Below are 23715 nucleotides of genomic sequence, written 5' to 3'. Positions count from 1 at the left end.
ACCAGCATGAGCAACACGAGCACCACGGGAGACTCCACGGACCGACGGAAGTACGAGTTCCGCAAGGTCATCGAGGAGCTCAAAGCGTACGAGGGCTCCGGCACACAGCTCGTCACGATCTACATCCCCGAAGACAGACAGATCTCCGACGTCGTCGCCCACGTCACCCAAGAACACAGCGAGGCGTCCAACATCAAGTCCAAACAGACCCGGACAAACGTCCAAGACGCGCTCACGAGCATCAAAGACCGGCTTCGCTACTACGACACGTACCCGCCCGAGAACGGAATGGTGATCTTCTCTGGGGCCATCGACGCCGGCGGCGGACAGACCGACATGGTGACTCGAACCCTCGAGTCACCCCCACAGCCGGTCGAGTCGTTCCGATACCACTGTGACTCGGACTTCCTCACGGAGCCGTTAGAGCACATGCTCACCGACTCCGGCCTCTTCGGGCTCGTCGTCTTAGACCGCCGCGAGGCGAACGTGGGGTGGCTGAAAGGCAAGCGGGTCGAACCGGTCAAATCTGCCTCCTCGCTCGTCCCCGGCAAACAGCGCAAGGGTGGGCAGTCCGCCCAGCGGTTCGCGCGCCTCCGGCTCGAGGCTATCGACAACTTCTACCAGGAGGTCGCGGGCATGGCCAACGACCTCTTCGTGGACAAGCGTCACGAACTCGACGGGGTACTCGTCGGCGGTCCGTCCCCGACCAAAGACGAGTTCCTCGACGGCGACTACCTCCACCACGAGCTCCAAGACAAGGTGCTCGGAAAGTTCGACGTCGCGTACACCGACGAGTCCGGGCTGAAAGACCTCGTCGACGCCGCGAGCGATGCCCTCGCCGATCAAGAGATCGTCGAGGACAAACGCCAGATGGAGGAGTTCTTCGAGAACCTCAACACCGGTGAGGAGGCCACCTACGGCTTCGAACAGACCCGCCGGAACCTGATCATGGGATCCGTCGACCGCCTCCTCATCTCGGAAGACCTCCGCTCTGACGTGATCGTCTACGAGTGTCCGAACGGTCACGAGGAGTTCGAGGTCGTCGACGCCCGCCACTCGACGCCCGACCACGAGTGTTCTGAGTGTGGTGAGTCGGCGGCTGTTGAGGCACGCGAAGACGTCATCGAGCATCTGATGTCCATCGCCGAACAACGCGGCACGGAGACGAAGTTCATCTCGACGGACTTCGAAAAGGGCGAACAGCTGCTCGACGCCTTCGGCGGTATCGCGGGCATCCTTCGCTACTCGACTGGTGTTTAACCTGGCCACCTACGCGCCCGCACGGCGCGCGTCCGTCACTCCGATTCGACCGGCGCGCTCACCGCCTCTAAACACGCACAGGCGTCGCTGTCGGGGTCGAAACAGTCCGGGCACTCGGGCTGTCGGTCGATGATCGTATCGAGCCGCTCTGCGACGGTGTCGTCGATGACCGCCTCAAGCTCGCGCGCCTCCTCACGAAACGCTTCGACGGCGAGCACGTTCGCGAGGAACCGCTCGATGATACAGTACGTCTGCAGTGCCTCGCGCGCCTCGAAGATGCCGTCGTCGGTGAGCCTGACGCCTTTGTACTTCTCGTGTTCGGCGAGTCCGCGGGATTCGAGTTTTCCGATCATTTCGTTCGCGCTCGCCGGGCTCACGTCGAGCGCGTCGGCTATCGACCCGGTTGAGGCGGGTCCGTCCTCCTGCTGCTGTACGACGTATATCGTCTTGAGATACTGGTCTGCGGTGTTCACGACTCTCCTCCGTCGGCGCTCGTCTCCGTGGCGGTCGTACTCGTCGTTCGGCTCCTCGTGGCACGTTTCCCGCTCATCGTCGCTCCATGACGGCTGTGACCTCACTCACGCCCTCGGCCTCCTCCTCGCGTATCGCCCGTAGCGTCTCAAGCAGCACCGACCGGTCGAGTGAAAACGCCGCGTCCGACTCCACTATCGCCCCGATGAGGTCGTCGTAGAACTTGTAGGCGGTCTCTTCGTTACACAGCTGGTCGTACAACACGCCGTCGAAGTCCTCCGGTCTCGTCTGCCCGTACCGCGCGTCGACTAACGACTCGATCTCCTCGAAGGGGACGCTGTCGACACCGAGCGCGTCGACCAGCGCCTCGAGCCGACCGCGGTGGTCCGCCGACTCGGCGGCGGCCTCGGCGAGCAGCGTCTCTACCTCCTCGTCGAGCTCTTCCTCGAGGCTCTCCGTGTGATGGTGGGCGCGCGCCTCGACGACCTGTTCTAAGACGATCCCGATCTGGAGCAGCCGGGCGAGCTGGTCGTCCGAAGAGACCCGCTGACTGACGCTCACGACGACCACCCGTCGCGCTGTTCACCCGTTCGCATACTCGATGCGTCGGTCCCGTTCTGACTTAAGCCGTTCCCTCACGTCGCGTGGCAGCCGACTCGGTGCGCTGGCGTCCGCGCAAACACTCGGCCTGCAGCCGTCGTGCCTACCCGAGCCGCGCCTGGACGAGGTCCTCGACGTCCTGTCGGAACTCGTCGACCGCGATCTCCTCGAGAACGGGCACGAAGAAGCCCTCAACGAGCATGTTTCGTGCCGACCGCGAGTCGACCGACCGGCTCTCGAGGTAGAACAGGTCCTCCGCGTCGACCTGCCCGACCGTCGCCGAGTGCGAGGCCTCGGTGTCGTGATTGTGGATGATCAGCTTCGGCGACGCGTCCGCTTCGGCCTCGTCCGAGAGCATCAGGGTGTTCTCACGCTGGTAACTCGAGGTGTTCCACGCGTCGTCGCCGACGTCTTGGACGCCCTCGTACACCGAGCGGGCAACGTCGTCGAGCACGCCGCGCGTGACGAGGTCGGCCGTCGTGTGCTCGGCCTGATGCCAGACGCGAGCGTTGACGTCGAAGTGTTGGTCTTCGCTGCCGAAGAACGTTCCGACGATCTGGCTCTCGGAGCCGTCGCCGTTCAGCTCCGTCTCGACGTCGGACCGGGTGAGCTTCGAGCCGAAGTTGCTCTCGATCCAGTCTATCGTCGCGTACGTGTCTGTCACGCCGCGCTTCAGCGAGTAGGTGTACGTCTCGTCGTCGAGGTTCTGGAGGGACCCGAACTGGACGTCGGCGTTCTCACCGCCGACGATCTCGACGAGGTTCGAGAAGTACCGGTCGCCGTCCACGTCGCCGTCACCCGAGGCGATCGACTCGAGGATCGTCACTGACGACGACTCCTCGGCCACGACGAGCGTCTGGCTGAACAACGACCGCGAGTTCATCTCCGCGCGGACCGTGACGTCTTCGACATCGACGCCCTCGGGCACGTAGACGAACGTCCCGGTCGTGAACAGCGCGACCGACAGCGCGGTGAGGTAGTTCTCGGCGGGGTCGAGCACCGTCCCGAAGTGCGCCTCGAGGACGTCGCCGTACTCTTCGAACGCCTCGGTGAACGGCGCGACGACGACCTCGTCGCTGCCGCCGCCTCGCTCGGTCTCGTCGGCCTGATTCAACGGGTCGACGAGCGCCTCGAAGTCGAGTGCCTCGAGGTCGGTCCAGCGGCGTCCGGGCGTCTGGATGACGTCGGGCAACTCGGCCGTCTCGAGCGCCTCGAGCGCCTCGAGGCGGGCTTCGAGGAGCCACTCGGGCTCGTCGCGGTCGTCGGCGATGCGTCGTACGGTGTCCTCAGAGAGGCTCTCGATTGCTTGTGTGCTCATGATGGATTACCCGAGCGAGCCCTCCATTTCGAGTTCGACGAGTCGGTTGAGTTCGACCGCGTACTCGATCGGGAGTTCTTCCGTGATCGGTTCGATGAATCCGGAGACGATCATTTGTTTTGCGTCGTCGTCGTCGAGTCCTCGCGACTGCAGGTAGAAGATGTCCTCGTCGCCGATCTTCCCCACCGTCGCCTCGTGGGCCACGTCCACTTTCGACTCGTTGATCTCCATGTACGGCATCGTGTCCGATGTCGACTCGTTGTCGAACATCAGCGCGTCACACTCCACGGCCGTCGAGGAGTTCTCTGCGCCGTCTGCGATGTGGACCAACCCGCGGTAGTTCGTCCGGCCGCCGTCTTTCGAAATCGACTTCGACTCGATCGTCGACTTCGTCTCCGGCGCGTTGTGGTACACTTTCGCGCCCGTGTCGATGTCCTGGCCGTCGCCCGCGAACGCGATCGTGATGTGGTTGTCCGACGCGCCGCGACCCTTCAGGATCGTCGACGGGTACAGCATCGTGGCTTTCGAGCCCATCGAGCCCGAAATCCACTCCATGCGGCCGTTCTTCTCCGCGATCGCGCGCTTCGTGTTCAGGTTGTACGTGTTCTTCGACCAGTTTTGCACCGTCGAGTACTGGACGTGGGCGTCTTCTTTGACGAAGACTTCGACGCCGCCCGAGTGGAGGTTGAACGCGGAGTACTTGGGGGCCGAACACCCCTCGATGTAGTGGACTTCCGAGCCCTCCTCGGCGATGATGAGGGTGTGTTCGAACTGGCCCATCCCCTCGGAGTTCATCCGGAAGTACGCCTGGATGGGCATTTCGACGGTGGTGTCCTCGGGGACGTAGACGAACGAGCCGCCGGACCAGATGGCGCCGTGAAGCGCGGCGAACTTGTTGTCGCTCGGGGGGACGGCCTTGGTCATGAAGTACTCTTTGACGAGGTCTTCGTGCTCCTGGACGGCCTTGTCCATGTCACAGAAGACGACGCCTTTCTCCTCCCAGCGTTCCTGCATGTTCTGGTAGACGATTTCGGACTCGTACTGGGCACCGACACCGGAGAGGGCGTTCTTTTCGGCCTCTGGGATGCCGAGTTTGTCGAAGGTGTCCTTGATGTCGTCGGGGAGGTCGGTCCAGTCGTCGACGCCGCCGCGGACGTCGATGTCGGGGCGGATGTAGGGAACGATCTCGTCGATGTCGATTTCAGAGAGGTCGGGCGCTTCGGGCCAGTCGGTAGGCATTGGCATGGCCTGGAACTGTTCTAAGGCGCGGAGGCGACGCTGGAGCATCCACTCGGGCTCGTCTTTGTCCTCGGAGATGACGCGGATGGTCTCCTCGTCGAGGCCGCGCTCGCTTTTGAACGCGGAGTTTTCTTCTTTTTTGAACTCGAAGCGCGCCTCGGTGTCCGTCTCTTTCAGGTGATCTTGTGAACTCATGTGTGTATCTCGTGGTCGGCTGGTTGCTTACGCTGCCTCGTAGACGTCCTCGCGGACCCAGTCGTACCCCTCGTCCTCGAGCTTCTCTGCGAGCTCGGGACCGCCGCTCTTTGCGACCTCGCCGTCGAGCATCACGTGGACGCGGTCCGGCTCGACGTAGTCGAGAATGCGCTGGTAGTGGGTGATCTGGAGGATGCCGGTTCCCTGCTCGTCGCGAAGCGCGTTGATGCCCTTCGAGACGTCCTGGAGCCGGTCGATGTCGAGTCCGGAGTCGATCTCGTCGAGCACCGCGACCGAGGGCTCGAGCATCGCCGCCTGGAGAACCTCGTTCTGTTTCTTCTCACCGCCGGAGAAGCCGGCGTTGAGGTAGCGCTGCATGAACTTCTCGTCCATATCCAAGAGCTCCATCTTCTCTGAGAGGATCTCCTGGAACTCGGCGACGCCGATCTCGCCGTCGTCAGCGGGACCCTCCATCGGGGAGGTGTCGTAGCCGGCGTCGTCGTCGGCTTCGGCTTCTTCGTCGTCTTCGTCCTCGAAGAGCTCCTCGCGCTCGTCGGCCTTCGCGTTGAGCGCCTGTCGGAGGAAGTTCGTCATCGTGACGCCTTCGATCTCGGCCGGGTACTGGAACCCGAGGAAGATGCCGAGTGCGGCGCGCTCGTTCGGCTCGAGATCGAGCAGCTCCCAGTGGTAGTCTTCGTCGTCGAGTTCGACGTCGATGTCTTCGACGTCAGCCTCTTCGAGGTGAAGCGCGACGCTGCCGTCTGTGACTTCGTACGCCGGGTGACCGGCGATGACCTTCGCGGTCGTCGACTTCCCGGAGCCGTTCGGTCCCATGAGCGCGTGGATCTCGCCGGACTCGACCTCGAGGTCGACACCGCGAAGGATCCGTTCACCGCCCTCTTCTGCGACTCGTGCGTGTAGGTTCGTAATCTCGAGAGTTGCCATCTGTGGTGAGGTGCCTCGTGTTTCTATGATGGGGGCTCTCGACGTTAATAGTTACGGATTCTCCGTCGAAAATCACACTTTCGAGAAGATTTCTTTCACGGACGAAAACCCGAGTTTCTAACGTCACATAAACGAGCCAAGTCCGGTCTGCTCTTGACCCGTCTTGACCTCCTCCCAAGAGGTCCCGAGTGCCTCGATGATCCGTTCGATCGGTCCTTTGAGCGTCTTCTCGAGCATCTTCTCCCAGTCGATCTCGAACTCGTCGGGAATCTGATCGGCGTACTCGAAACAGATTACGTCTGGGTCGCGCTTGAACTCCCCGTAGAGCCCGTTCCGCTGCGGGTCGAGTCCCTCCTCCGACTCCATCCGCTGCCAGAAGTCCGGGTGCACCTTCGAGAGGTAGAGTCGCTTTGGCTTCGACCCGCTCCCGAAGTTCGTCCCCAACAGCTCGTTGGCGTATTGTGCGCCGCGAACCTGCGCCGTCGGCGTCTCGTAGGCGTCGAGCTTCTTGCCGATTCCGCCCGGGATTCCGACCTCCTCGACGTCGACGTTTCCCGCGAGGAAGTCGTCGATGATGTCTGCGAGGTACGCCTTCACTGTCTCGAGGTCCTCATCGATGTCGTCGCCCGTGACGATTGTCTCGATGACGTGTTGTTGGACCTCCTTCGTGATACCCGCGATGTCGGAGCGCTTGTACTCGAAGCCGGTGATGTCGATGTCGTCGACGTCCTTGCCCTCCTTCCAGACGATGTGGCCCGCGTACCGCTTCTTCTTGCCCGCCTGAAAGAACCGCCGATAGAGCTTCTCGAACTCGATCTGGAAGCGATGGAACTCGGCGTTGAGTTCGTCGCGCGCGAAGTCGTCGTACCGCTCGTTGATGTGGGCTTGTATGTCGAAGGAGGTCTCGATAGCATCTCCTTTTGACATGTCGGATAAAGATATCATAATACTGTCAGTATCTCCGTATGCGACTTCGTGGTCGAGTTCGCTGGCTGCCTCCTCGGTGAAGTCGATCACCTCCCGGCCGGTCGCCGTAACGGCCGCCGCCCCCTCCTTGTCGTAGAGTCGGAACCGATCCCATCCCGTCACGCCGTAGAGCGACTGCCCGACGAACTGGAACTTTCCGTTCCGCCCCGCGAGCAGCGTGTGGTTGTCCTCGACAGTCACACAGTAGACCCCGTCGTCGGCCTCGCTCCGGGACCCGCTCCGATTCATCCGGAGCGTGTTCTTCCCGCCCTCTGTGACGTAAATCCGCCAGCTTCCGCTGTCGCGGGTGTAGTTCGCGGTGAGTCCGAGGTGCGCACACAGGCGGAGCACGTCGTCTCGAAGCCGCTCGCTCGACGTCGTGTACCGCCACGATCCGGTCTGGTGGTCGCCGTCGCCGTCGATCAGCGTTTCCAAGAACGCGCGCTTTTGTGTCGCGCTCGCCTCGAAGACCCGATCCGGGATCCGTTTCTCGACGCTCCCGCCTCCACAGCGATCTTGAAGGAGATCTCCGAGCAGCTCCGAGGTGAACTGATAGCTGCGGTCGTCGACGTAGTAGCCCAGTTCCATCCGGTCGAGGAGCTGACCGATCGTCTCGTGACCGGAGTCGCCGCCGTCGGCCACGGCGCGCTGTGCGATCCGTATCGTGGTCGCGGAGCCGCGACGGTCGTCGCCGAATCGCTTCTCCGCTGGCGTGTACACGTTCCCTTCTGTGACGTACCACGCGAGTAGTTCGAGGAAGTCGTCGCCGTCGAATACTCGCGGGATCCACTCTTGACTGGACTCGTGGCGGACGAAGCTCGTCTCACAAACCGACTCGACGTACCCGCGGTGGTCTTCGAACTCCTCAGCGGCGAAGACGTAGCCGGCCTGTCCACTGTCCGCCTTCGGGACCCGTCGCGGCGTCCAGCCGAGCCCGGCGGTGAACGCGTGCCCGTGGACGCTCGGTCGGACCCAGACCTCGTACTCGCCGTCGATCAGCTCCGTCAGATCGACTTCGTCGACCCGCTCGCCGTCCGGTCCGTCCCAGTCGTGGGGTAGCTCGTAGTTCGTCGCCCGGTCGAGGTCGCCCGCCTCCACGAACCCGTACCCGTCCTCGGTGATCCCGTTCGTCTGGTTCTTCCGGACGAGCATCCGGTGGTTTGGCGTCACGCGAAAGTCGGTCTTCGAGGTCTCGATATCGACGAGTTCTCCTCGGTAGTTGGGGTACGCGTGGGTCTCCTCGACGGTCTTGACCGCCATCTCCTCCGTGTCGGGGTCGAGCGAGTACACAGGGTCGCCGACCTCCAGATCCGTGATCGACCGAACGCCGTCGGGAGTCACGACTTCGGTGTCCGGCGTGAAGCAGTTCATAATGACCTTGACAGCTCCTTGCTGTCTGTCGTACTGCTCGTACGGCTCGGTACCGGGGTCGTGGTCGTTCCGGAGCGCCTTCTTCTGTTCGCGCTCGGAGAGCAGTTCGTCGACCATCTCACGCATGATGCCGTCCGGCTCCTTCCTGAAGTGGGTCCCGTTGGGTGCGACGTACGTCTCGCCGTCGTACGCCTCGGGGTCGACTTTCGTCTCCGGACCGGCGTTGATCGTCACCATACACATCGGGTACAGCGACTTCAGATCCTGGACCGTCACCATCTCTTTGACGCCCGTAATCGGGTCGAAGACGGCACCGCCCTCGAAGTCCTCCGACTCCTGTTGGCCCTTCGTCGGGAGCGCGAACTTCCCGAACGCCTTGTGGAGGACGTACATGTCGACGGCGTCGCCGGGGGTCGGCGCGTCCTCGATCGTACAGCCAACGAAGGTGCGCACCTCGTCCCAGAAGGCGATCACGTCCTGTTTCCGGTCGATCTCGACGCAGAGTTCGACGTCCCGGACGCTGTACGCTAACAGCCGTTCTGGGTCCTGCTCCCAGAGGTCGCCGATGTCGCCGGCGTACCGCTCCTTGCCGACGCCGAGTTCGCGTTCGCCGACCGCGTCCAGCCGATACGACTCGAGTTCGGTGAACATGGTCCGCTTGTACGCGTACAGCAGGTCGAACACCACGAGTCCCTTGATGTTCGGGCCGCCCCACCCGGACCGCCACACCTCGTCGACGCGCGAGAGCCGTTCGATAGAGAGGTCGTACTCGTCGGTGCGCTCGTCGAGGACCTCCAAGCGGTCGAGCAGGTACGGCGCGTCGAAGTCCTCGAAGTTCCACCCGGTCGCGACGTCGGGGTCCGTCTCACCGAGGTACGTCACGAACGCGTCGAGCATAGCCGCCTCCGTCTCGTAGGTCCGAACGTCGAGTGCGACGTCGTCGTCGCCGATGCCCTCGTACTCGGACAGGTCCTCGGGCGGCGGCACCTCCGCGTCGGGCGCCTCGTACAGCCAGACGACGTACTCGTCGTCGTAAGAGTCGTGACTGGTGAGACAGATGATCGGCTCTTCGCCGTCCTCGGGAAACCCTCGCCGGTCGTCGACTTCGATGTCGAAGGTGTTCACCCGGAGTTCGGCGTCGACGTCGGCCGGCTCGAGGTGTCCCTCGTGAACCTGTATGGTTCCCGCGTCGTCGTCGAGCCGGCGCTCTTCGACGCGGAGCCCACCGTTGAGACCGTTGTCGATCAGGAACCGGTTGGGAAACCGAATGTCGGCCTCGAAGGTCGTCTCGAACTCGTCACGGATGGTCCCCACGTCACGGGGCGTCCGCGTCACGATCCGCGTGAGCGACTCCCCGCGGATGCTCTCGTATCTGTCTCCGTCCGGATCGGTCTCACGAGTGCCGATGACGGCGTCGTACACGTCTACCGGGTCGGCATCGAGCTCCGCCGTGGGAACGTAAAAGTACGGCTCGACGCCGAGCACGCGGACGTGTTCTGTGACGTCGTTGCCGTCGGAGACCGGTCGACGGCCGAACACGTGGACGACGGGGTACTCGTCGTCGCCGTACCCCTCGACGGTGTAATCGATCTGGGTGACGAGCAGTTCGACGGTGCCGGTCGACGCCGGAAACGCGGCCTCGTCGACGTCGACGACGTCGCTGACGCGCCCGTGTCCGCCACCCGCGACGACCTTCGCCTCCGCCGCGGCGAGGTCGTCCCGGCTCGCGTCGGATCCGTCGCCGGTCGCCCCTTCGGGCGCAGAGAAGTCCGAGAGCCCCGACTGAGTCATACTACTCTTTTGTGCGTACCGCGCTAAAAAGCTCGGCGTTCGGGCCGACGAGCCCCACTCCACGGCCCGTACGTCACCGCCCCGGCCGGTGGTCTGTGCGACGCCACGGAAACATCTATACCGTGTGAGAACCTAACACAGTCCATGTCATCGACCCCTCGCCGGGACGACCCGACGCACTGCTCCGGAACCCTCCAGGCGGCAGCCGTCGAGGTAGAGGCGTACGAAGACGACGGCAACGTGGTGTTCTTCGACGCCGGCAACCCGCTCGCGTGGGTCGAGTCGACACAGACGATCCCGCTCGCTGACGCCACCTGACCGATCGCCGTGTCGCCGACCGTCGGATGGACGACCGCTTCGATGCGCCACCGGCTGCCGGGCACAACGACTTTCCCCCGTCGTCTCGTTCCGTACGGTGTGTTACCCGTCGACGAGGAGGACGAAGGCGAGATCCCGTTCGGTGAACCGTCCGACGCCGAGCGAGAGCTTCGGCCCGACGTCCCCGAGGCGCCGAAGGTGAAGACGTTCGACGACGGCGGCGACTTCGCGGGCGCGAGCGACCTCGACAACAACACTCTGAGCGCGTTCGTCGCCGCCGTCATCTACGCGAACGTCGCGGTCCTCCTCGTCGCGCTCGGTCCGATGGTGTGGTTCTTCGAGGGAATGACCCAAGTCGGTGCGCTCCTCCTCTTCGTTGGGGTCCTTGCCGGCGTACGAACCTACCAGACGTGGCGAGCGTGGGACCAGTCGCGCGAGTCCGCAGACGAGCGCGAACTGGGTGCCGTCGAGGTCGCCAACGATCCGACCGACGCCTCGGCCGACGATCCGACCGACGACGACTCCCCGGAAGCATAATACGTCTCACTCGTCTCAGATACTCTATGCGAACGGTCCGAGACGCGGACGGAACCGCATACCTCCTTTTGAAACGGTCGAGTGAGTCGAGCCGAATCCGCGATCCAAAGACGGGCGAAGAACGCTACGTGCCGAACGCCGAGTTGGAGCTGGTCGACGAGGCGTCCCCGCTGTCGACCGCCGCTGGCGCCGTCGACGAACCGGTTCGGCGGCTGATCCGAGCGGTGCACGACGACGAGACGCTCGGCCTCCTCGTCGAACTCGTCGACCGAGGCCCACTCGCGGCGGTCACCGTGCTTGACGCGTACGACCTGTGTGAGTCCGACCTCCACGGACGGCTCACGGAGCTCCAGGTCGCCGGACTGGTCGACGCTACCGAGGTTGACGGCCGGCGTGGGTACGCCGCGACCGACCTCGCGAGGGGCGCGATCGTGTCGCTTCGCGCTCGCGACGCCGACGTGCATTCTGCGGATGGCTGAGCACAGGTCAGTCGCCGCCGGGTGACGCCGCCGCTACGCCGACGACGTCGGCGCGCGTGACGGTCGACCGGTTCGTCCGCGGATCCTTCTCGACGGTGACGAGTTCGTCTGCGGCGCCGACGAGCTCGTCGTCGTGGCTCACGATCACGATCTGGCGGACGCCGAACCCGCGCATCTCCTCGATGAGGTCGACGAGCCGTGAGACGTGCCCGGCGTCCAGAAACACCGTCGGCTCGTCGAGGATCAACGGCGGCGTCGGTGCCGCGCCCTCGATCCCCTCTGCGAGGAGCCGATAGATCGCACAGCGCAACGAGAGGTTGAACAGTGCCCGCTCGCCGCCGGAGAGCTGGTCGGGGTCGAGTGCCTCCCCGTCCTTCTGGTAGACCGTGAGTGCGTACTGCCCGTCCAGCTCGATGTGTGAGTAGGCGTCGTTGCCGTACACTAGCTCGAACGTCTCGTTCAGTGTCCGCTCGAGTTCGCGGACGTTTCGCTGGCGCAGCTCCGCCCTGAGGTCGCCGTACGTCGACTCGAGGTCGGCGACCTCCTCGTAGAGCGACTCCAGGTCGGCGACCGTCGAGGCGAGCGCGTCCCGCTCCTCGCGGAGCGTCTCGAGCGCCTCGATCTCGCCACGAACGCTCCCGATGGCGCTCTGGAGGTCACTTCGCTCGCCGTCGAGCCGGTCGAGCTCTTCGTCCACCCGCTCGAGGTACGCCTCGGCCTCCGCCCGCCGCTCACGAGCCGCCTCGATCGCCTCCTCGTCGACTGCCTCGCGGAGCTCGTCGCGGCGCGCGCGCTTGTCGGCGAGTCGGTCGCGTCGCTCGTCGTTCACCGCGTCGAGGTCCGCGCGCTTCTCGCGCCGCCGCTCGACCGTCGCCTCGAGCTCGTCGATGCGGTCGAGCCGGTCCTCGACGTCCCCGACCGCCGCGCGAGACGCCTCGATGGCCTCACGATCGTCCTCGAGCTCGTCGACCCGGTCGGCGGCCGTCTCGGCCGCCTCGCGCTTGTCGTCGGCGACCGTGCGGAGATCGGCCGCTTCTGCCTCCAGCTCGGCGGCCCGCTCCCGCTTCGCCTCGGCGGACGCACGGTGTTCCTCGGCGGTCGCCCGCGCCGACTCGGCCTCGTCGGCCAACCGCGTCGTCTGCTCGTCGATCGTGTCGAGCCGCGAGGCCGTCTCGACGAGCGTCTCGACCCGTTCGATCTGCTCGTCGAGCGTCTGTTCGCGTTCGCGGGCGTCCTCGAGTGCGCTCGACAGCTCGTCGACCCGCTGGCGATCGGTGTCGATACCCGTCGCGTGCGGGGCGTCGTCGACCGACTGCCCACAGGTCGGGCACTTTCCGGCGTCGAGCAGCGCCTCGGCCTCGGCGACGCGTTCGCGGGCGTTCTCCAGGTCGGCGGCGTGCGTCGCGATCCGCTCGCGGACCGTTCCGCGTCGCTCACGGAGGGTCTCCAGTCGCTCGGCGACCGCGTCGCGCTCGACGTCAGCCGTCACGAACCGCTCTCGAAGCGTCTCCGCTTCGTCTCGTAGCTCTGCGATCCGTTCGTCGTGCGCGGTCGCTTCCGCTTCGGCCTCCTCGGCCGCTTCCTCGAGCTCGGCGGCCGCTCGCGTCGCCTCCGCTGCGCGCTCAGCGCTGTCGTCTGCCTTCTCCGCGAGGTTCGCTGCCTGGTTGCGAAACGCCTCCGCGTTCACCCGGCGCTCGTCGAGCGACTCGCGCACCGTCGCCGCGCGCTCGTCGAGTTCGGCTCGTCGCTCGGCGATCGCCTCGTCGGTCGCCTCGTCGAGTCCGGCCGTCTCCAGGTGTGCTCGAAGCTCGTCGGTGGCGCTCTCGATCGCCTCGCGTGCCTCGGTGATCGCCTCACGGTGTGCCTCGCGTTCGCGCTCCGTCTCTCGTATCGCCGACTCGATCGCGTCGACCTCCTCGTCGATCTCCTCGAGCTCGGCGCGCTGTTCTTCGTGTGTCTCGAGCGTCGCTGCGGCCTCGTCGCGCGACGCCTTCGCCCGCTCGCGTTGCGTCTCGTACCGATCGATCGTCGCCTCGACGTCCGTCAGCTTCGACTCGAGCCCGTTGAGTCGCTCGTGTGGATCTTCCTCGGCTTTCGTTTCGATTCGGCTCTCTTTCTCCTCGAGGACGGCCCGCTTGGCGTTCAACACGTCTTCGACGCCCAGTCGTGCGTCGCCCGCCCGTTCGCGATACTCCTCTAACACCCCGAGTTGGAGCAGGTCGTCGATGATGTCCTGTCGCCGGCTCGGCGTCGCGTTGATCAGCGCGTTCACCTCGCCCTGTCGCACGTACGCGCAGTTGACGAAGGCGTCGGCGTCCATCCGGAGCAGCTCCGTCACGAACCGTCGCACCGCAGTCGCTCCGTCGCGAGTCGTCTCTGTGCCGTCGGTCGCCTCAAGCGTACAGTCGTGGTCGACCCGGTCGTCGTACTCGCGTAGTCGCCGGTCGACGCGGTAGGAGACGCCGTCGTGGGTGAACCAGAGCGTGAGTTCGGTCTCGTCTTCGCCGTTCGTGACGACCTCATCGAGAGTCCCCTCCAGCGCCTTCGAGCCGTACAGTGCGAAGAAACAGGCCTCGAGCAGCGACGACTTGCCGCTCCCGTTGAGGCCGTGGATGACCGTGACGCCCTCCGTGAGCCGCAGGTCTGCGTCGCCGTACGGTTTGAAGTTTCTGAGTCGGATTCGCTCGAACCTCACAGGTAGTCCTCCATGGAGACCTGGCCGTCGGCGGGCGTCGTCTCTGTCGGTCCGTCTGCGTCGTTCGCGTCACGACGGTCGTCGACGCCGGCAGTGTCGCTCTCGTCGTCGACGCCGGCAGTGTCGCGGTCGTCTTCTGTCGGTTCGGTCTCCTCCGCCGTGACGAACGCCGACGGGTCCTCGAGCCGGTCCGTCACCCGAGCTTTCACCGTCTCGCGGACGTTGCTGTCGGCGACCGCCGGCGATCGAACCGCGTCGTCGACGTCGAGGGCGGCCGCAGAGAGCCCCATCGACTCGACGCGCTCGCGGACAGCCGACTCGGGGTCGGCGAAGTGGACGTCGACCGACTCGTCGGTCTCGACCGTTCGCCGGTCTGAGACCCGGGCGATGAGCGCCCCCCGGTCGGTCGCGAACGCCTCGACCGCCGCCGGGGTGATCGGGTCGCCGTCGCCGGTCACCTCGACGAGCACGACCGCGTCCGTCACGTCGTGTTGGCGCACGCGCTCGCGGACCGCCGGCTCCCCCTCGCTGGCGTCGAGGTCGACCTCGACGAAGACGAACGGCCGCGTCTCGAGTGCCCGTCGGCGTATCTCGACCCGGTCGTCGCCGGCGGCGGCCGCCTCGTCGAACCGAACGAGGTTGTAGCCGCGCCCGTCGCGCTCGCTCGCGCTCGCACGCTCCGTCGACCCCGGATAGGTGACCCACGTGTCGGCGACCTCGGCCCGCCCGGGCGTGTGGTTGTCGCCGAGCAACACCGCGTCGAAGTCGACGTCGCTCTCTTCGAGCACCGTCTCCGTGTCCCAATCTGCGTGTGCGAAGGGCTCGAAGAGGCCGTGGGCGACGAGCGCGGCGTACGATGCGTCGTGCGACACGAAGTCGTACCCGAGCTCGTCTCGTCGGGAGACCGGGACGTGATCGAGCCCGTAGAACGCGGTGTCGTCGACCGTGACCGGCTCGTCGCCGAGTCGCGTCGCCAGTTCGAGTCGCTCGAAGAGGTCGAGCCACTGGCCGCCGCGAGCCGCCTCGTGGTTGCCGACGACGGCGAGGAACGGGATAGCGGCGTCTGCGAGCCGCCTGAGGACGCGAATCGTCCCCATGAGGTCCGACAGCGCCGGCCGCCGGTCGTGAAAGAGGTCGCCCGCGTGCACCACGGCGTCGACGTCGTCGTCGATCGCGTCGTCGACGACGGCGTCGAACGCCTCGAGGAAGTCCTGACGTCTAACCGGCGAGTGGTACTGCGCGTACCCGATGTGGGTGTCGCCGGTGTGTATCACCCGTGTCATCGCTCCGATGATTCACTCGTCGGAGGCTTAGTGGTTCCGGGGCCGTGACGGGCCGTCTCGGCGCCTTCGTCTTCGAGACCGACCGGCTCGGCGGCCGATCGACACCCCGACGCCGCCGAGTCCGTGGACGCAGGTGCGGGTGCCGACGCACGGGCAGCGTCGCAGAACCGACGGTACGCGGCAAGTGCATCGCGCCCGCGGACGGTCCGCTCGTCGTCTCCCGCGCGGGCCGCCGCGTCCACAGCGCTCTCGAGCCGGTCGAGACCCACGGCACTCACGAACCCAGCAGCCCGGCGGAGGTCGTCTCTGGCTGCGTCCCCCTCGTCTATCACCGCCGCGTATGGACGGGTCGCCGTCTCTGTTCGCAACGCGAGCGCCCGGAGGGCGCGTTTGACGTCGGCCGTCGAGACCATACCGGCAGTGGTGCGTCCTCGTACGTGAACTGTCGCCCGCAGTAGCTCAAATCGAGAGCGTGTATACCCGCTTGCGAGCGTCGGTGAACGAGAACCGCGCGTCGACCGCGTCTGCGTCCTCCAGTCGGGACAGCGCGTATCGGACGGTTCGTGGCGGCAACAGTGTCTCCGCCGCGAGCTCGCTCTGTGTCAGCGTGTCGTTGTAATCGAGGACCTTTGCAACGAGCTTCGCGCTCGGCGGGAGATCGCGAATCGGCTCCCATCGGTCTGCGGACGCTTCGTCGACCGCGACGGTATCCGTGGCACTCATGCGTACCGTCCCTCACTCATGCCGGATAATAATATTTGCTATCCAAATATATTACCATAGGAAATAGCGCGATCGGCAGTCACCCGCGAACGTGCCCCCACCCGAAGCCTCTTATCTGCGAGTCGTCTTATATCGTGTAATGAGTGATACCGTCGACGACGTCGACATGCCGTACGACGAAGGGTCGGCGTCGAGACAGGAGAAGATCGAGACGCTCCAGGATCGTCTCGAGGTGCTCGAGTCGCAAAACGAGGAGATGCGCGACAAGCTGCTCGACGCCAACGCCGAGAACAACAAGTACCAGCAGAAGCTCGAACGGCTCACCCACGAGAACAAGAAGCTGAAACAGTCGCCGCTCTTCGTCGCCACGGTACAAGAGCTCACCGAGGACGGCGCGGTGATCAAACAGCACGGCAACAATCAAGAGGCGCTCACGGAGATCACCGCCGAGATGCGCCGGGAGGTCGAGCCCGACGACCGCGTCGCGGTCAACAACTCGCTCTCGATCGTCAAGAAACTCGAAAAGGAGACCGACGTCAGAGCGCGCGTGATGCAGGTCGAACACTCGCCCGACGTCAGCTACGAGGACATCGGCGGCCTCCAAGACCAGATGCAGGAGGTGCGTGAGACCGTCGAGATGCCGCTCGAACACCCAGAGATGTTCGAAGACGTCGGTATCCACCCGCCGAGTGGCGTCCTGCTGTACGGGCCCCCGGGTACGGGCAAGACGATGCTAGCGAAGGCGGTCGCAAACGAGACCGACGCCACGTTCATCAAGATGGCCGGCTCCGAACTCGTCCACAAGTTCATCGGCGAGGGGGCGAAGCTGGTCCGTGACCTGTTCGAAGTCGCCCGTGAGAACCAGCCCGCGGTCATCTTCATCGACGAGATCGACGCTATCGCCTCGAAGCGGACCGACTCGAAGACCTCCGGTGACGCCGAGGTCCAGCGCACCATGATGCAGCTACTCTCGGAGATGGACGGCTTCGACGAGCGCGGCGAGGTGCGGATCATCGCGGCCACCAACCGCTTCGACATGCTCGACCCCGCCATCTTGCGTCCCGGTCGGTTCGACCGGCTCATCGAGGTGCCCAAGCCGGACACCGCCGGCCGTGAGATCATCTTCCAGATCCACACCCGCAAGATGAACCTCGCCGAGGACATCGACTTCACGCAGCTCGCTGCGATGGTCGAGGACGCCTCCGGTGCCGACATCAAGGCGATCTGCACGGAAGCGGGGATGTTCGCCATCCGCGACGACCGCACCACGGTCACCGACGCCGACTTCCTCGAGGCGTACGAGAAGCTGCAACAGGACACCGACACGGGCGCGGACGACTCGCTCGCGTTCGCCTGATATGCCGACGCGTCGGACCGAAGCGCACGGTCTCAACGCGCCTGGCCGACACGCCGCGGCCGACTAGACTGATTCGGTGTACGCCTCGACCGCGGCACGGTATCCCGTTCGAAACGTCGGATACACGAACTCGTAGCCGAGCGCCCGTAGTTTCTCGTTCGAACACCGCTTGCTCGTCCGTATCCGCCGTGCCGCTGCAGTCGAGAGGTCGCCGTCCGCGATCCGCTCCGCCTTCGACCGCTTCGGCGGCGCGTCGACGCCACACTCCGCGGCGAGCCAGTCGGCAAACGCGTGTTTGTCCACCGGTTCGTCGTCGACGACGACCACCGGCTCGCCGCGGGCGACGTCGGCCTCGAGGAGGTACCGCACCGCGCCCGCCGCGTCGTCGCGGTGGACCATGTTGAGGTAGCCGGCAGTGACCGGTCCGTCGAGGTACCGGTCGAGCCGATATCGGTCTGGTCCGTAGAGCCCCGCGAACCGCGCCACCGTCCCGTCGATGCCGTACGCTTCGGTCTCGGTCAGCGCGACCGTCTCGGCCGTCGCGAGCACGCGTGTCTTCGCCGTCGTCGGCTCGATCGGCGTCGTCTCGTCGACCCACCCGCCGTCGTGGTCCCCGTAGACGCCGGTCGAAGAGGTGTACACGAGCCGGTCCGGGGGCGTTGCCCGCGTGCCGTACTCCTCGAGCACGTTCCGTAGTCCCTCGACGTAGACCTCGCGTGCGACGTCCGCGCCGCGCCCGCCGGCACTGGCGGCGAACACGACTGCGTCGGCATCGGGCAGCGAATCCAGTGTGGCTGGCACCGTCGCGTCTGCTCGCACCGCGTCGACCGACTCGTCGATCGCCGTGACACGCTCCAGTCCAGCCGTCGATCGTCGCACACCGACGACCTCGTGTCCGGCGTCGGCGAGCTGCCCGGCGAGTGCACACCCGACGTACCCACAGCCGACGACGACGGCCCTCATCGCTTTCGCCGCTCGATGACCGCCAGCACGTCTGCGAGCTGTTCGAGCGTCATCGCCGTGCGCCCCTCGAGCGCCTGTTGTACCTCCTGGCCGGTGAGGTCGGCGTCTATCTCCGCGGCGATGGTGTCGACGTCGAGCACCGCCGTCGTCATCCCCATCAGCAGGTAGTCCCTGAGTTCGGCGACGATCGCGTCGACGTCGCGCTCGGCGGTAGTGGCGAACACCGCGGCCCCCGCTTCGACGCTGAGCGTCGCCACGTCGCCGTCGGCGACCGCCGCGACCTCGCTCGAAGCGAGCCTCGTCTCCGCGACGATCCGGTCGTGGTCGGTGCCCTCCAGCGCCTCGTGCAGGCGCGCCTCGAACGCCGCCAACAGCGAGTCGGCTTCGAGCGCGTCGCCCGCATCGGCATCGCCATCGCCCGCACCCGCGTCCTGGGTGGCGGCCGACTCGACGCATTCGTGGAACATACCGGGTTTCCGACTCGACGGCTCAAAACGCCACCGGTCACGCTGCCGGCGCCCCGCCACCCCGCTCGCCGACGGCGCCGCTCACGCTTACCACCCCGGCGAGCGCTCGTCACGGGTGCCGTCGACGTCGCCGACGCCGGGCGGGCCCGGCGGGACCGCAACGACGATCACCGTCCCGGTTTCGAACGCCACCGGCTCGTTCGTACCCAGCTGGATCGTGTCACCGCCGACGGTCACGGTCACTGCCGCGGCCTCGCGCACGTACTCGAACCGGCGGTTCGGCGGCCCGACGTCGGCGGTGAGCGTGAATCGTGGGTACGAACCACGGACCTGAACGCGCCAGGCGTTCACCGTGGCGACCCAGTACGCGGGCATCGGTGCCACCGGCAGCCCGGCGCCGACGCGAGGCGTCGAATTCGGCGCCCACCGCTCTGTGGCGTTCGTGACGGCTGCTTCTGCACCCGTCTCGATGGCGCCAGCCAGCTCCGCCCGCATCTGCTCGCGAGCTAGCTGTGCCGGCTCGTCGACGAGACTCGCCGGGATTCGGACGTCGTCCCGACCGGTCGCGGTCGCACTCGCCACCCGAAGTCGAGCCGCGAGTGCGCGGCGTTCGCCGGCGGTCAACCCGCCGATCCGGGCTACCTCGTCCGCGACCGCGTCTGCGTAGGCACCGTCGCTCACGGCGATCGCCCTGGCTCCGACGTCGCCGTACATCGCTTTCACGGTCGAGACGGCTGCCCGCCGCTGTGCGCGCGACAGGGTCGTTCGCTCGGCGATCGCGTCGACGAGCGCCCGGTCAACGGTTCGCAGCGACGCCTCGACGCTCCGTGCGAGTACACTCCTGTCGGCACGGAGGTCCGGATCTGGTCGGGCGGCGAGCGCGTGGTCTGCGGCGAGTAGCGCCCGCCCGGCGGCCCCGACGTCGACCCGGCCGCCGTCACCGAGCAGTCGGTCCACGATCCCGGCCGACACGTCGCTGTACGGCACGGTGACGTAGTTGACGTTTCGCGTTGCGAGGGGCCGTACCGATCCGTCGATCGCGTCGACTGACGAGCCGTCGACGGTCGTCCGCGGGAGGTAGCCCGGTGCGGCGTCTGGAACGAAGGTGACGGCACCGCCGGGCCCGTTTGCGCCGACTGTGTACGGGTCGACGTCCCGTGCCGCCTCTCGACTCGCGAGCACCTCGCCGACAGACGGCCCACCGAACGCCTTCTCGACCCGCTCGAACAGCGCACTCGTCGTCGTCTCACGTCTCTCGCTCGCGGCCGACAGCTCCGCGAGGACGGCGTCGACGTAGGCGGCCCGCACGGCGACCCTGGCCCGGTCCGCTGCGCCGTCGTACGTCGACGGCGCGTCGACCAGCCGTCGGCGGTCGTCCCGCACCCGCGCTGCGAGCTTCGCGTACGGCGTCGCCGCTCCCCGGGCCATCGACTCCATCGAAAGGTCGGTGTCGATCGCTTCGACGTCGGCTCGCACCTCCTCGAGGTCGGCCGCGATGTGGTCGTGGGCGCGTCGTGTCGATCGTCCGTAGACGACCGTCGACCGCCGGATGTCGCCCGATTCGACCGCGCGCTCGGCGAGCCGGTCGACAGACGCCGCCGTCGCGACCCCGAGCGACGCTCTGGCCGCTGCCGGCGTGTCGCCGAGGTCTGCCCCGCCGTAGCCGGTACCCGCACCGAACGTCACCGCCGGCCGTCGGGGGGCGTCGTCGCGTGGGGCGTGTGCCCCTCGGACTGCGACCTCGACTCGGTACCGGTCGGTCGCACTCGCTCGCGTCGTGCGTAATCCTACGGTGACCTCACGGGTCGCCGTCACCGGCGGGCCACCCGGGACCGGAACCGAGTACGTCTGCTCGACGACCCGTCTCCAGCGACTCACGACGGTCCGCTCGACGACGACCGTGCGCGTCACCTCACCGAAATTGACCCGCTCGCCGGGTCGGACGAGCCCGGCCGGCACCGCATCCGGCACGGTGCGGGCCGGACGGACGCTAACCGTCTCTTCGACGTCCACGTCGACGCGCGACCACCCGTCTTGTGTGGGGGCAGGGTGTGGTGGCCGCGGACGACCGCCGTCGCTGACCCGGTCGGCGTCGACCACGAGTGTGGCCTCGACGCGATGGCTCCTACGAGCGATCGTCTCGATCGCGTCGTAGATCTCGACTGCGGCGGCGTCGGCCGCGTGTCCGACAGCGACGCGCCGTGTCTCGTCGGTGTGGGACCGCGCAGCCGCGAACCCATCGCGGCCGGACGCCGGAGACGGCGTCGGTGCCCCGATCACGGCGTCGCTCCAGGCGGCCTCGTCGAGCGGGGTCGGTGCGAGCAGGTCCGTGATTCCCGTCCGCGCCGTCGCCGCGGCCACCCCTCCGCGCGCGTCCGGGTCGCTCGTACCGAACACGTCTCGTTGGACGCGAACGATCCCCGCGTTCGTCGAGAGTTCTACGTGTCGATTCGACAACACGTTCTGGATCGGCACCTTCCCGTACTGGCCGTAGCCACGGGCCCACGTGATCGGGTAGAGGCTCGCGGTCAGCTGACGGCCCAGTCCCGGTCCTTCGACCGGGCCGGCGTTCAGCCGTCGTTCGAATCGCTCGGTCCGCTCGTGTGCGGCGAGCGTCGGTACGGCGACGACGACGGCTCGATCGCGCGTCTGCTCGGCGACCGTCCGACCGTCGCGGGTCGCGCGGATCGTCACGTTCTCGAAGACGACCCGGGTCGCGGTCCCGTCTGCGGTGGACCCCACGTCGACCTGCTCGCGGAGCGTCACTACGTCGTCGGGTGTGAGCGGTGACTCGAGTCGGTCGAACCGAGCGGTCGCCGTGACACCACCGACCGACGCGTTCACCGCGGTGAGTGCCCGGTGGCCGGCGAGCGCCGCCCGTATCCGAAAGGCGTCTTCGAACGCGGTACCCGGCCGGACGGCAGCCGTACCGGCACCACTCTGTCGCACCGACGTTCGTACCGGTCGCACTACTGGTCTGGCGGCGGCGGTGTACGCTGCCTCGCGTGCAGCGTGTCTGAGCGCAGCCGTCGCGTCCGCGTCTACGCGGTCGACCGCCCGCTCGACGCTCCGATTCTCGCTCACGAGTCCCTGGTCCGTGAGGCCTGCCGCGTACGTCGAGGCGCTCACCAGCAACAACACGCCGACCAGCGCGAAGGGCACCCGTCCCCGGTCGTCGTCTGCAATCGACACCGTACGACGGCGGCCCTTCCACGCCTGGCTTCGATCCCTCCGCTTACCCATCACTACCACACCCGAACCACGATGCGTAACGGCTCGGTTTCGGCACGCGCAACCGACGCCGGGTGTCGTACGACGGCCACACTGACGTCTGCGTCCCGTGGAGGAAGCGAGCCGACGCTGGCCATCGTCGCCGCCTCGTCGACGACGCCCGTGACACGCTCGCCGCCGACCTCGTCGTTTCCTGCGGCCGTCGCTGCCGTTCGGTCGACCGACCGGATCGGTCGTCGAACGTCGACCCGTGTGCGAGCCCCGAGCGCGTCTGCCACCGTCTCGAACGCCAGCGATCGAAATCGGGCCGCCGTCGTGTCGGCTTCCGTCTCGACGTCTACCGCCGCGACGAGCAGCTCGACGAGTGTGGCGTGGACGGATCGGTGCCCGCCATCCCCGCCGTCCACGGCGTACCTGACGGTCGCCGTCTCGGTGGTGAGCCGGTCGGCGGCGTCCGCGGCCGTTCCCCCAGAGGGTCCTGGGTCGACGTCAACGCCGCCGAGGACGACGACGCTCGCCGACACACAGAGCAGCAGCACGGTTACGTCGAGCACGGTGCTCGTCATCGGTGCACCGCCACGCGGAGCCGCCCGCTTACCGTCTCGCCGGGCCTGATGGCGACGGATACCGGTCGTGTTGCGACCACCGCTTCGCGCGGGTCCAGCTCGCCAGCAGGACGTGGCACCGCCCCACCGAGACCGGTCCGCCACGTGCGGCGGTCGGTCTCGATTTCGACGGTCACCGGGGTCTGCCACTCGAGGTCGTGCCGTCGGCTCGGACGAACGATCCCACCGACCGTCAGCTCACGTTCGACGACGTCGAGCGCGGCGTCGGCCGATCGATCCACGGGTGTCGGCGTCGCAGCGTCGAGCGCGACGACGTAGAACGCGAGCCCCGCGCCGACGGCGAGGACGCCGACGAGTGCGGCGATCGGCTCTACGGCGGCCCGCGCCGCGCCGTCGGTCGAGTCACCCGACCAGCGTGACACGGTGGCCTCCGTACGTCACTGCTCTAACGGTTAGGCGGTCCGGTGCGCGGTCCCACCGGTGGTCGGCGTCGCGTGCCCGCGTCGCCGCCTCGTGGAAGGTTGCTGGGTCGTCGAACACGCGGTCCGGTGGAACCCCATCGAGCACCCGCCTAAGTCGCGCGTGCTCGGCCGTCGCCGACGGTAGAACGGGCGTGATCGGCGCACCGCGCAGCGTCGCGCTCGCGGTGCCGCCGTCGCTCGCGAGGGCAATCCGCCGTGGGGTGACTCGGATCCGCTCCGCCGCGATGCCGTGTTCCGCGGTTGCGGCGTACTCGGCGGTCGCGACCGAGTCGACGGTGTGGGCGAGCCGCGTCGCGTCCGGCGGCGGCGCCGTCGGTAACGTCGCAGCGACGCCGAAGACGACGACGCTCACGGCTGCGAGCCCGACCCAGGTGTACGTGGCGTCTGCGTGTATCTCGAACACGGCGACGGTGGCCGCGGTTCGATACATAAGCTGTCGGGTCTGTTCGTCGTCTCGG

The 23715-nt window shown here is 66.6% G+C and carries 21 protein-coding genes; 5 read left to right on the top strand and 16 right to left on the bottom strand.

Features of this window, described 5'->3' with window-relative positions; genetic code table 11:
* The first annotated feature begins 6 nt into the window (after window positions 1-6).
* Window positions 7-1260 carry a peptide chain release factor aRF-1 gene (prf1, locus tag ACNTAO_RS07135; RefSeq protein ID WP_435161275.1) on the top strand — a complete coding sequence of 418 codons (1254 nt, stop codon included), beginning with the start codon at window positions 7-9 and terminating at the stop codon, window positions 1258-1260.
* Window positions 1261-1295: 35 nt separating this feature from the next.
* On the opposite strand, the gene ACNTAO_RS07130 is transcribed toward prf1, so the two are convergent.
* The 6 genes from ACNTAO_RS07130 to ACNTAO_RS07105 form a co-directional block, all read right to left on the bottom strand.
* Entirely contained in the window at window positions 1296-1733 is a 438-nt protein-coding gene (locus tag ACNTAO_RS07130) for a metal-dependent transcriptional regulator (RefSeq protein ID WP_435161274.1), read from the bottom strand.
* A 73-nt stretch (window positions 1734-1806) separates the two neighbouring features.
* Window positions 1807-2292, bottom strand: coding sequence for a ferritin-like domain-containing protein (locus ACNTAO_RS07125; protein WP_435161273.1), 486 nt, complete (start codon window positions 2290-2292; stop codon window positions 1807-1809).
* Between the two features lie 142 nt (window positions 2293-2434).
* Window positions 2435-3649 (bottom strand): Fe-S cluster assembly protein SufD, encoded by a 1215-nt coding sequence (gene sufD / locus ACNTAO_RS07120; RefSeq protein ID WP_435161272.1) that lies wholly within the window; start codon window positions 3647-3649, stop codon window positions 2435-2437.
* Window positions 3650-3655: 6 nt separating this feature from the next.
* Window positions 3656-5083 carry a Fe-S cluster assembly protein SufB gene (gene sufB, locus ACNTAO_RS07115; protein ID WP_435161271.1) on the bottom strand — a complete coding sequence of 476 codons (1428 nt, stop codon included), beginning with the start codon at window positions 5081-5083 and terminating at the stop codon, window positions 3656-3658.
* A gap of 27 nt (window positions 5084-5110) precedes the next feature.
* The gene (locus ACNTAO_RS07110) at window positions 5111-6028 is read right to left on the bottom strand and encodes an ABC transporter ATP-binding protein (protein WP_435161270.1); all 918 of its coding nucleotides are present in this window, start codon (window positions 6026-6028) and stop codon (window positions 5111-5113) included.
* Window positions 6029-6151: 123 nt separating this feature from the next.
* Window positions 6152-10156: a DNA polymerase domain-containing protein gene (locus ACNTAO_RS07105; RefSeq protein ID WP_435161269.1), complete on the bottom strand. Its 4005-nt coding sequence runs from the start codon at window positions 10154-10156 to the stop codon at window positions 6152-6154.
* Between the two features lie 144 nt (window positions 10157-10300).
* Between ACNTAO_RS07105 and ACNTAO_RS07100 the strand changes: the two genes are divergently transcribed.
* The 3 genes from ACNTAO_RS07100 to ACNTAO_RS07090 all read left to right on the top strand — a co-directional run bounded on the left by ACNTAO_RS07100 (window position 10301) and on the right by ACNTAO_RS07090 (window position 11490).
* Window positions 10301-10474 (top strand): DUF7331 family protein, encoded by a 174-nt coding sequence (locus tag ACNTAO_RS07100; protein WP_435161268.1) that lies wholly within the window; start codon window positions 10301-10303, stop codon window positions 10472-10474.
* Between the two features lie 99 nt (window positions 10475-10573).
* Window positions 10574-11011, top strand: coding sequence for a DUF7322 domain-containing protein (locus ACNTAO_RS07095; RefSeq protein ID WP_435161267.1), 438 nt, complete (start codon window positions 10574-10576; stop codon window positions 11009-11011).
* A 26-nt stretch (window positions 11012-11037) separates the two neighbouring features.
* The gene (locus tag ACNTAO_RS07090) at window positions 11038-11490 is read left to right on the top strand and encodes a DUF7346 family protein (protein ID WP_435161266.1); all 453 of its coding nucleotides are present in this window, start codon (window positions 11038-11040) and stop codon (window positions 11488-11490) included.
* A 7-nt stretch (window positions 11491-11497) separates the two neighbouring features.
* On the opposite strand, the gene rad50 is transcribed toward ACNTAO_RS07090, so the two are convergent.
* From rad50 to ACNTAO_RS07070, 4 genes are read right to left on the bottom strand one after another with little or no spacing between them, the layout of a single operon-like run.
* On the bottom strand, window positions 11498-14185 hold the full coding sequence (gene rad50, locus ACNTAO_RS07085; RefSeq protein WP_435161265.1) for a DNA double-strand break repair ATPase Rad50: 2688 nt from the start codon (window positions 14183-14185) through the stop codon (window positions 11498-11500).
* Window positions 14182-15468, bottom strand: a complete 1287-nt coding sequence (mre11, locus tag ACNTAO_RS07080) for a DNA double-strand break repair protein Mre11 (RefSeq protein WP_435161264.1) — start codon at window positions 15466-15468, stop codon at window positions 14182-14184. Before mre11 ends, rad50 begins: the two co-directional genes overlap by 4 nt.
* A complete protein-coding gene (locus ACNTAO_RS07075) occupies window positions 15465-15881 on the bottom strand; it encodes a DUF7966 family protein (RefSeq protein WP_435161263.1) in 417 nt (138 codons plus the stop codon). Before ACNTAO_RS07075 ends, mre11 begins: the two co-directional genes overlap by 4 nt.
* A gap of 46 nt (window positions 15882-15927) precedes the next feature.
* Window positions 15928-16191: a MarR family transcriptional regulator gene (locus tag ACNTAO_RS07070; protein WP_435161262.1), complete on the bottom strand. Its 264-nt coding sequence runs from the start codon at window positions 16189-16191 to the stop codon at window positions 15928-15930.
* Window positions 16192-16330: 139 nt separating this feature from the next.
* Between ACNTAO_RS07070 and pan1 the strand changes: the two genes are divergently transcribed.
* Window positions 16331-17548, top strand: coding sequence for a proteasome-activating nucleotidase Pan1 (gene pan1 / locus ACNTAO_RS07065; protein WP_435161261.1), 1218 nt, complete (start codon window positions 16331-16333; stop codon window positions 17546-17548).
* Between the two features lie 63 nt (window positions 17549-17611).
* Here pan1 and ACNTAO_RS07060 read toward each other — a convergent pair whose 3' ends face one another.
* The 6 genes from ACNTAO_RS07060 to ACNTAO_RS07035 all read right to left on the bottom strand — a co-directional run bounded on the left by ACNTAO_RS07060 (window position 17612) and on the right by ACNTAO_RS07035 (window position 23660).
* On the bottom strand, window positions 17612-18511 hold the full coding sequence (locus ACNTAO_RS07060) for an NAD-dependent epimerase/dehydratase family protein (protein WP_435161260.1): 900 nt from the start codon (window positions 18509-18511) through the stop codon (window positions 17612-17614).
* Entirely contained in the window at window positions 18508-18978 is a 471-nt protein-coding gene (locus tag ACNTAO_RS07055; protein ID WP_435161259.1) for a DUF5791 family protein, read from the bottom strand. The genes ACNTAO_RS07060 and ACNTAO_RS07055 overlap by 4 nt, the downstream gene beginning before the upstream one ends.
* Window positions 18979-19065: 87 nt before the next feature.
* The gene (locus tag ACNTAO_RS07050) at window positions 19066-22230 is read right to left on the bottom strand and encodes a DUF7286 family protein (protein ID WP_435161257.1); all 3165 of its coding nucleotides are present in this window, start codon (window positions 22228-22230) and stop codon (window positions 19066-19068) included.
* Window positions 22224-22775, bottom strand: a complete 552-nt coding sequence (locus tag ACNTAO_RS07045) for a DUF7284 family protein (RefSeq protein WP_435161256.1) — start codon at window positions 22773-22775, stop codon at window positions 22224-22226. Before ACNTAO_RS07045 ends, ACNTAO_RS07050 begins: the two co-directional genes overlap by 7 nt.
* A complete protein-coding gene (locus tag ACNTAO_RS07040) occupies window positions 22772-23197 on the bottom strand; it encodes a DUF7285 family protein (protein ID WP_435161255.1) in 426 nt (141 codons plus the stop codon). Before ACNTAO_RS07040 ends, ACNTAO_RS07045 begins: the two co-directional genes overlap by 4 nt.
* Window positions 23178-23660, bottom strand: coding sequence for a DUF7283 family protein (locus ACNTAO_RS07035; protein WP_435161254.1), 483 nt, complete (start codon window positions 23658-23660; stop codon window positions 23178-23180). The genes ACNTAO_RS07040 and ACNTAO_RS07035 overlap by 20 nt, the downstream gene beginning before the upstream one ends.
* Window positions 23661-23715 lie beyond the last annotated feature (55 nt).

Origin of the sequence: Halorubrum zhoui, assembly GCF_051194155.1 — an archaeon.
Classification (GTDB): Archaea; Halobacteriota; Halobacteria; order Halobacteriales; family Haloferacaceae; genus Halorubrum.
The sequence above is the reverse complement of the archived record's forward strand: the minus strand, read 5'-3'. Positions and strand labels throughout refer to the sequence as shown.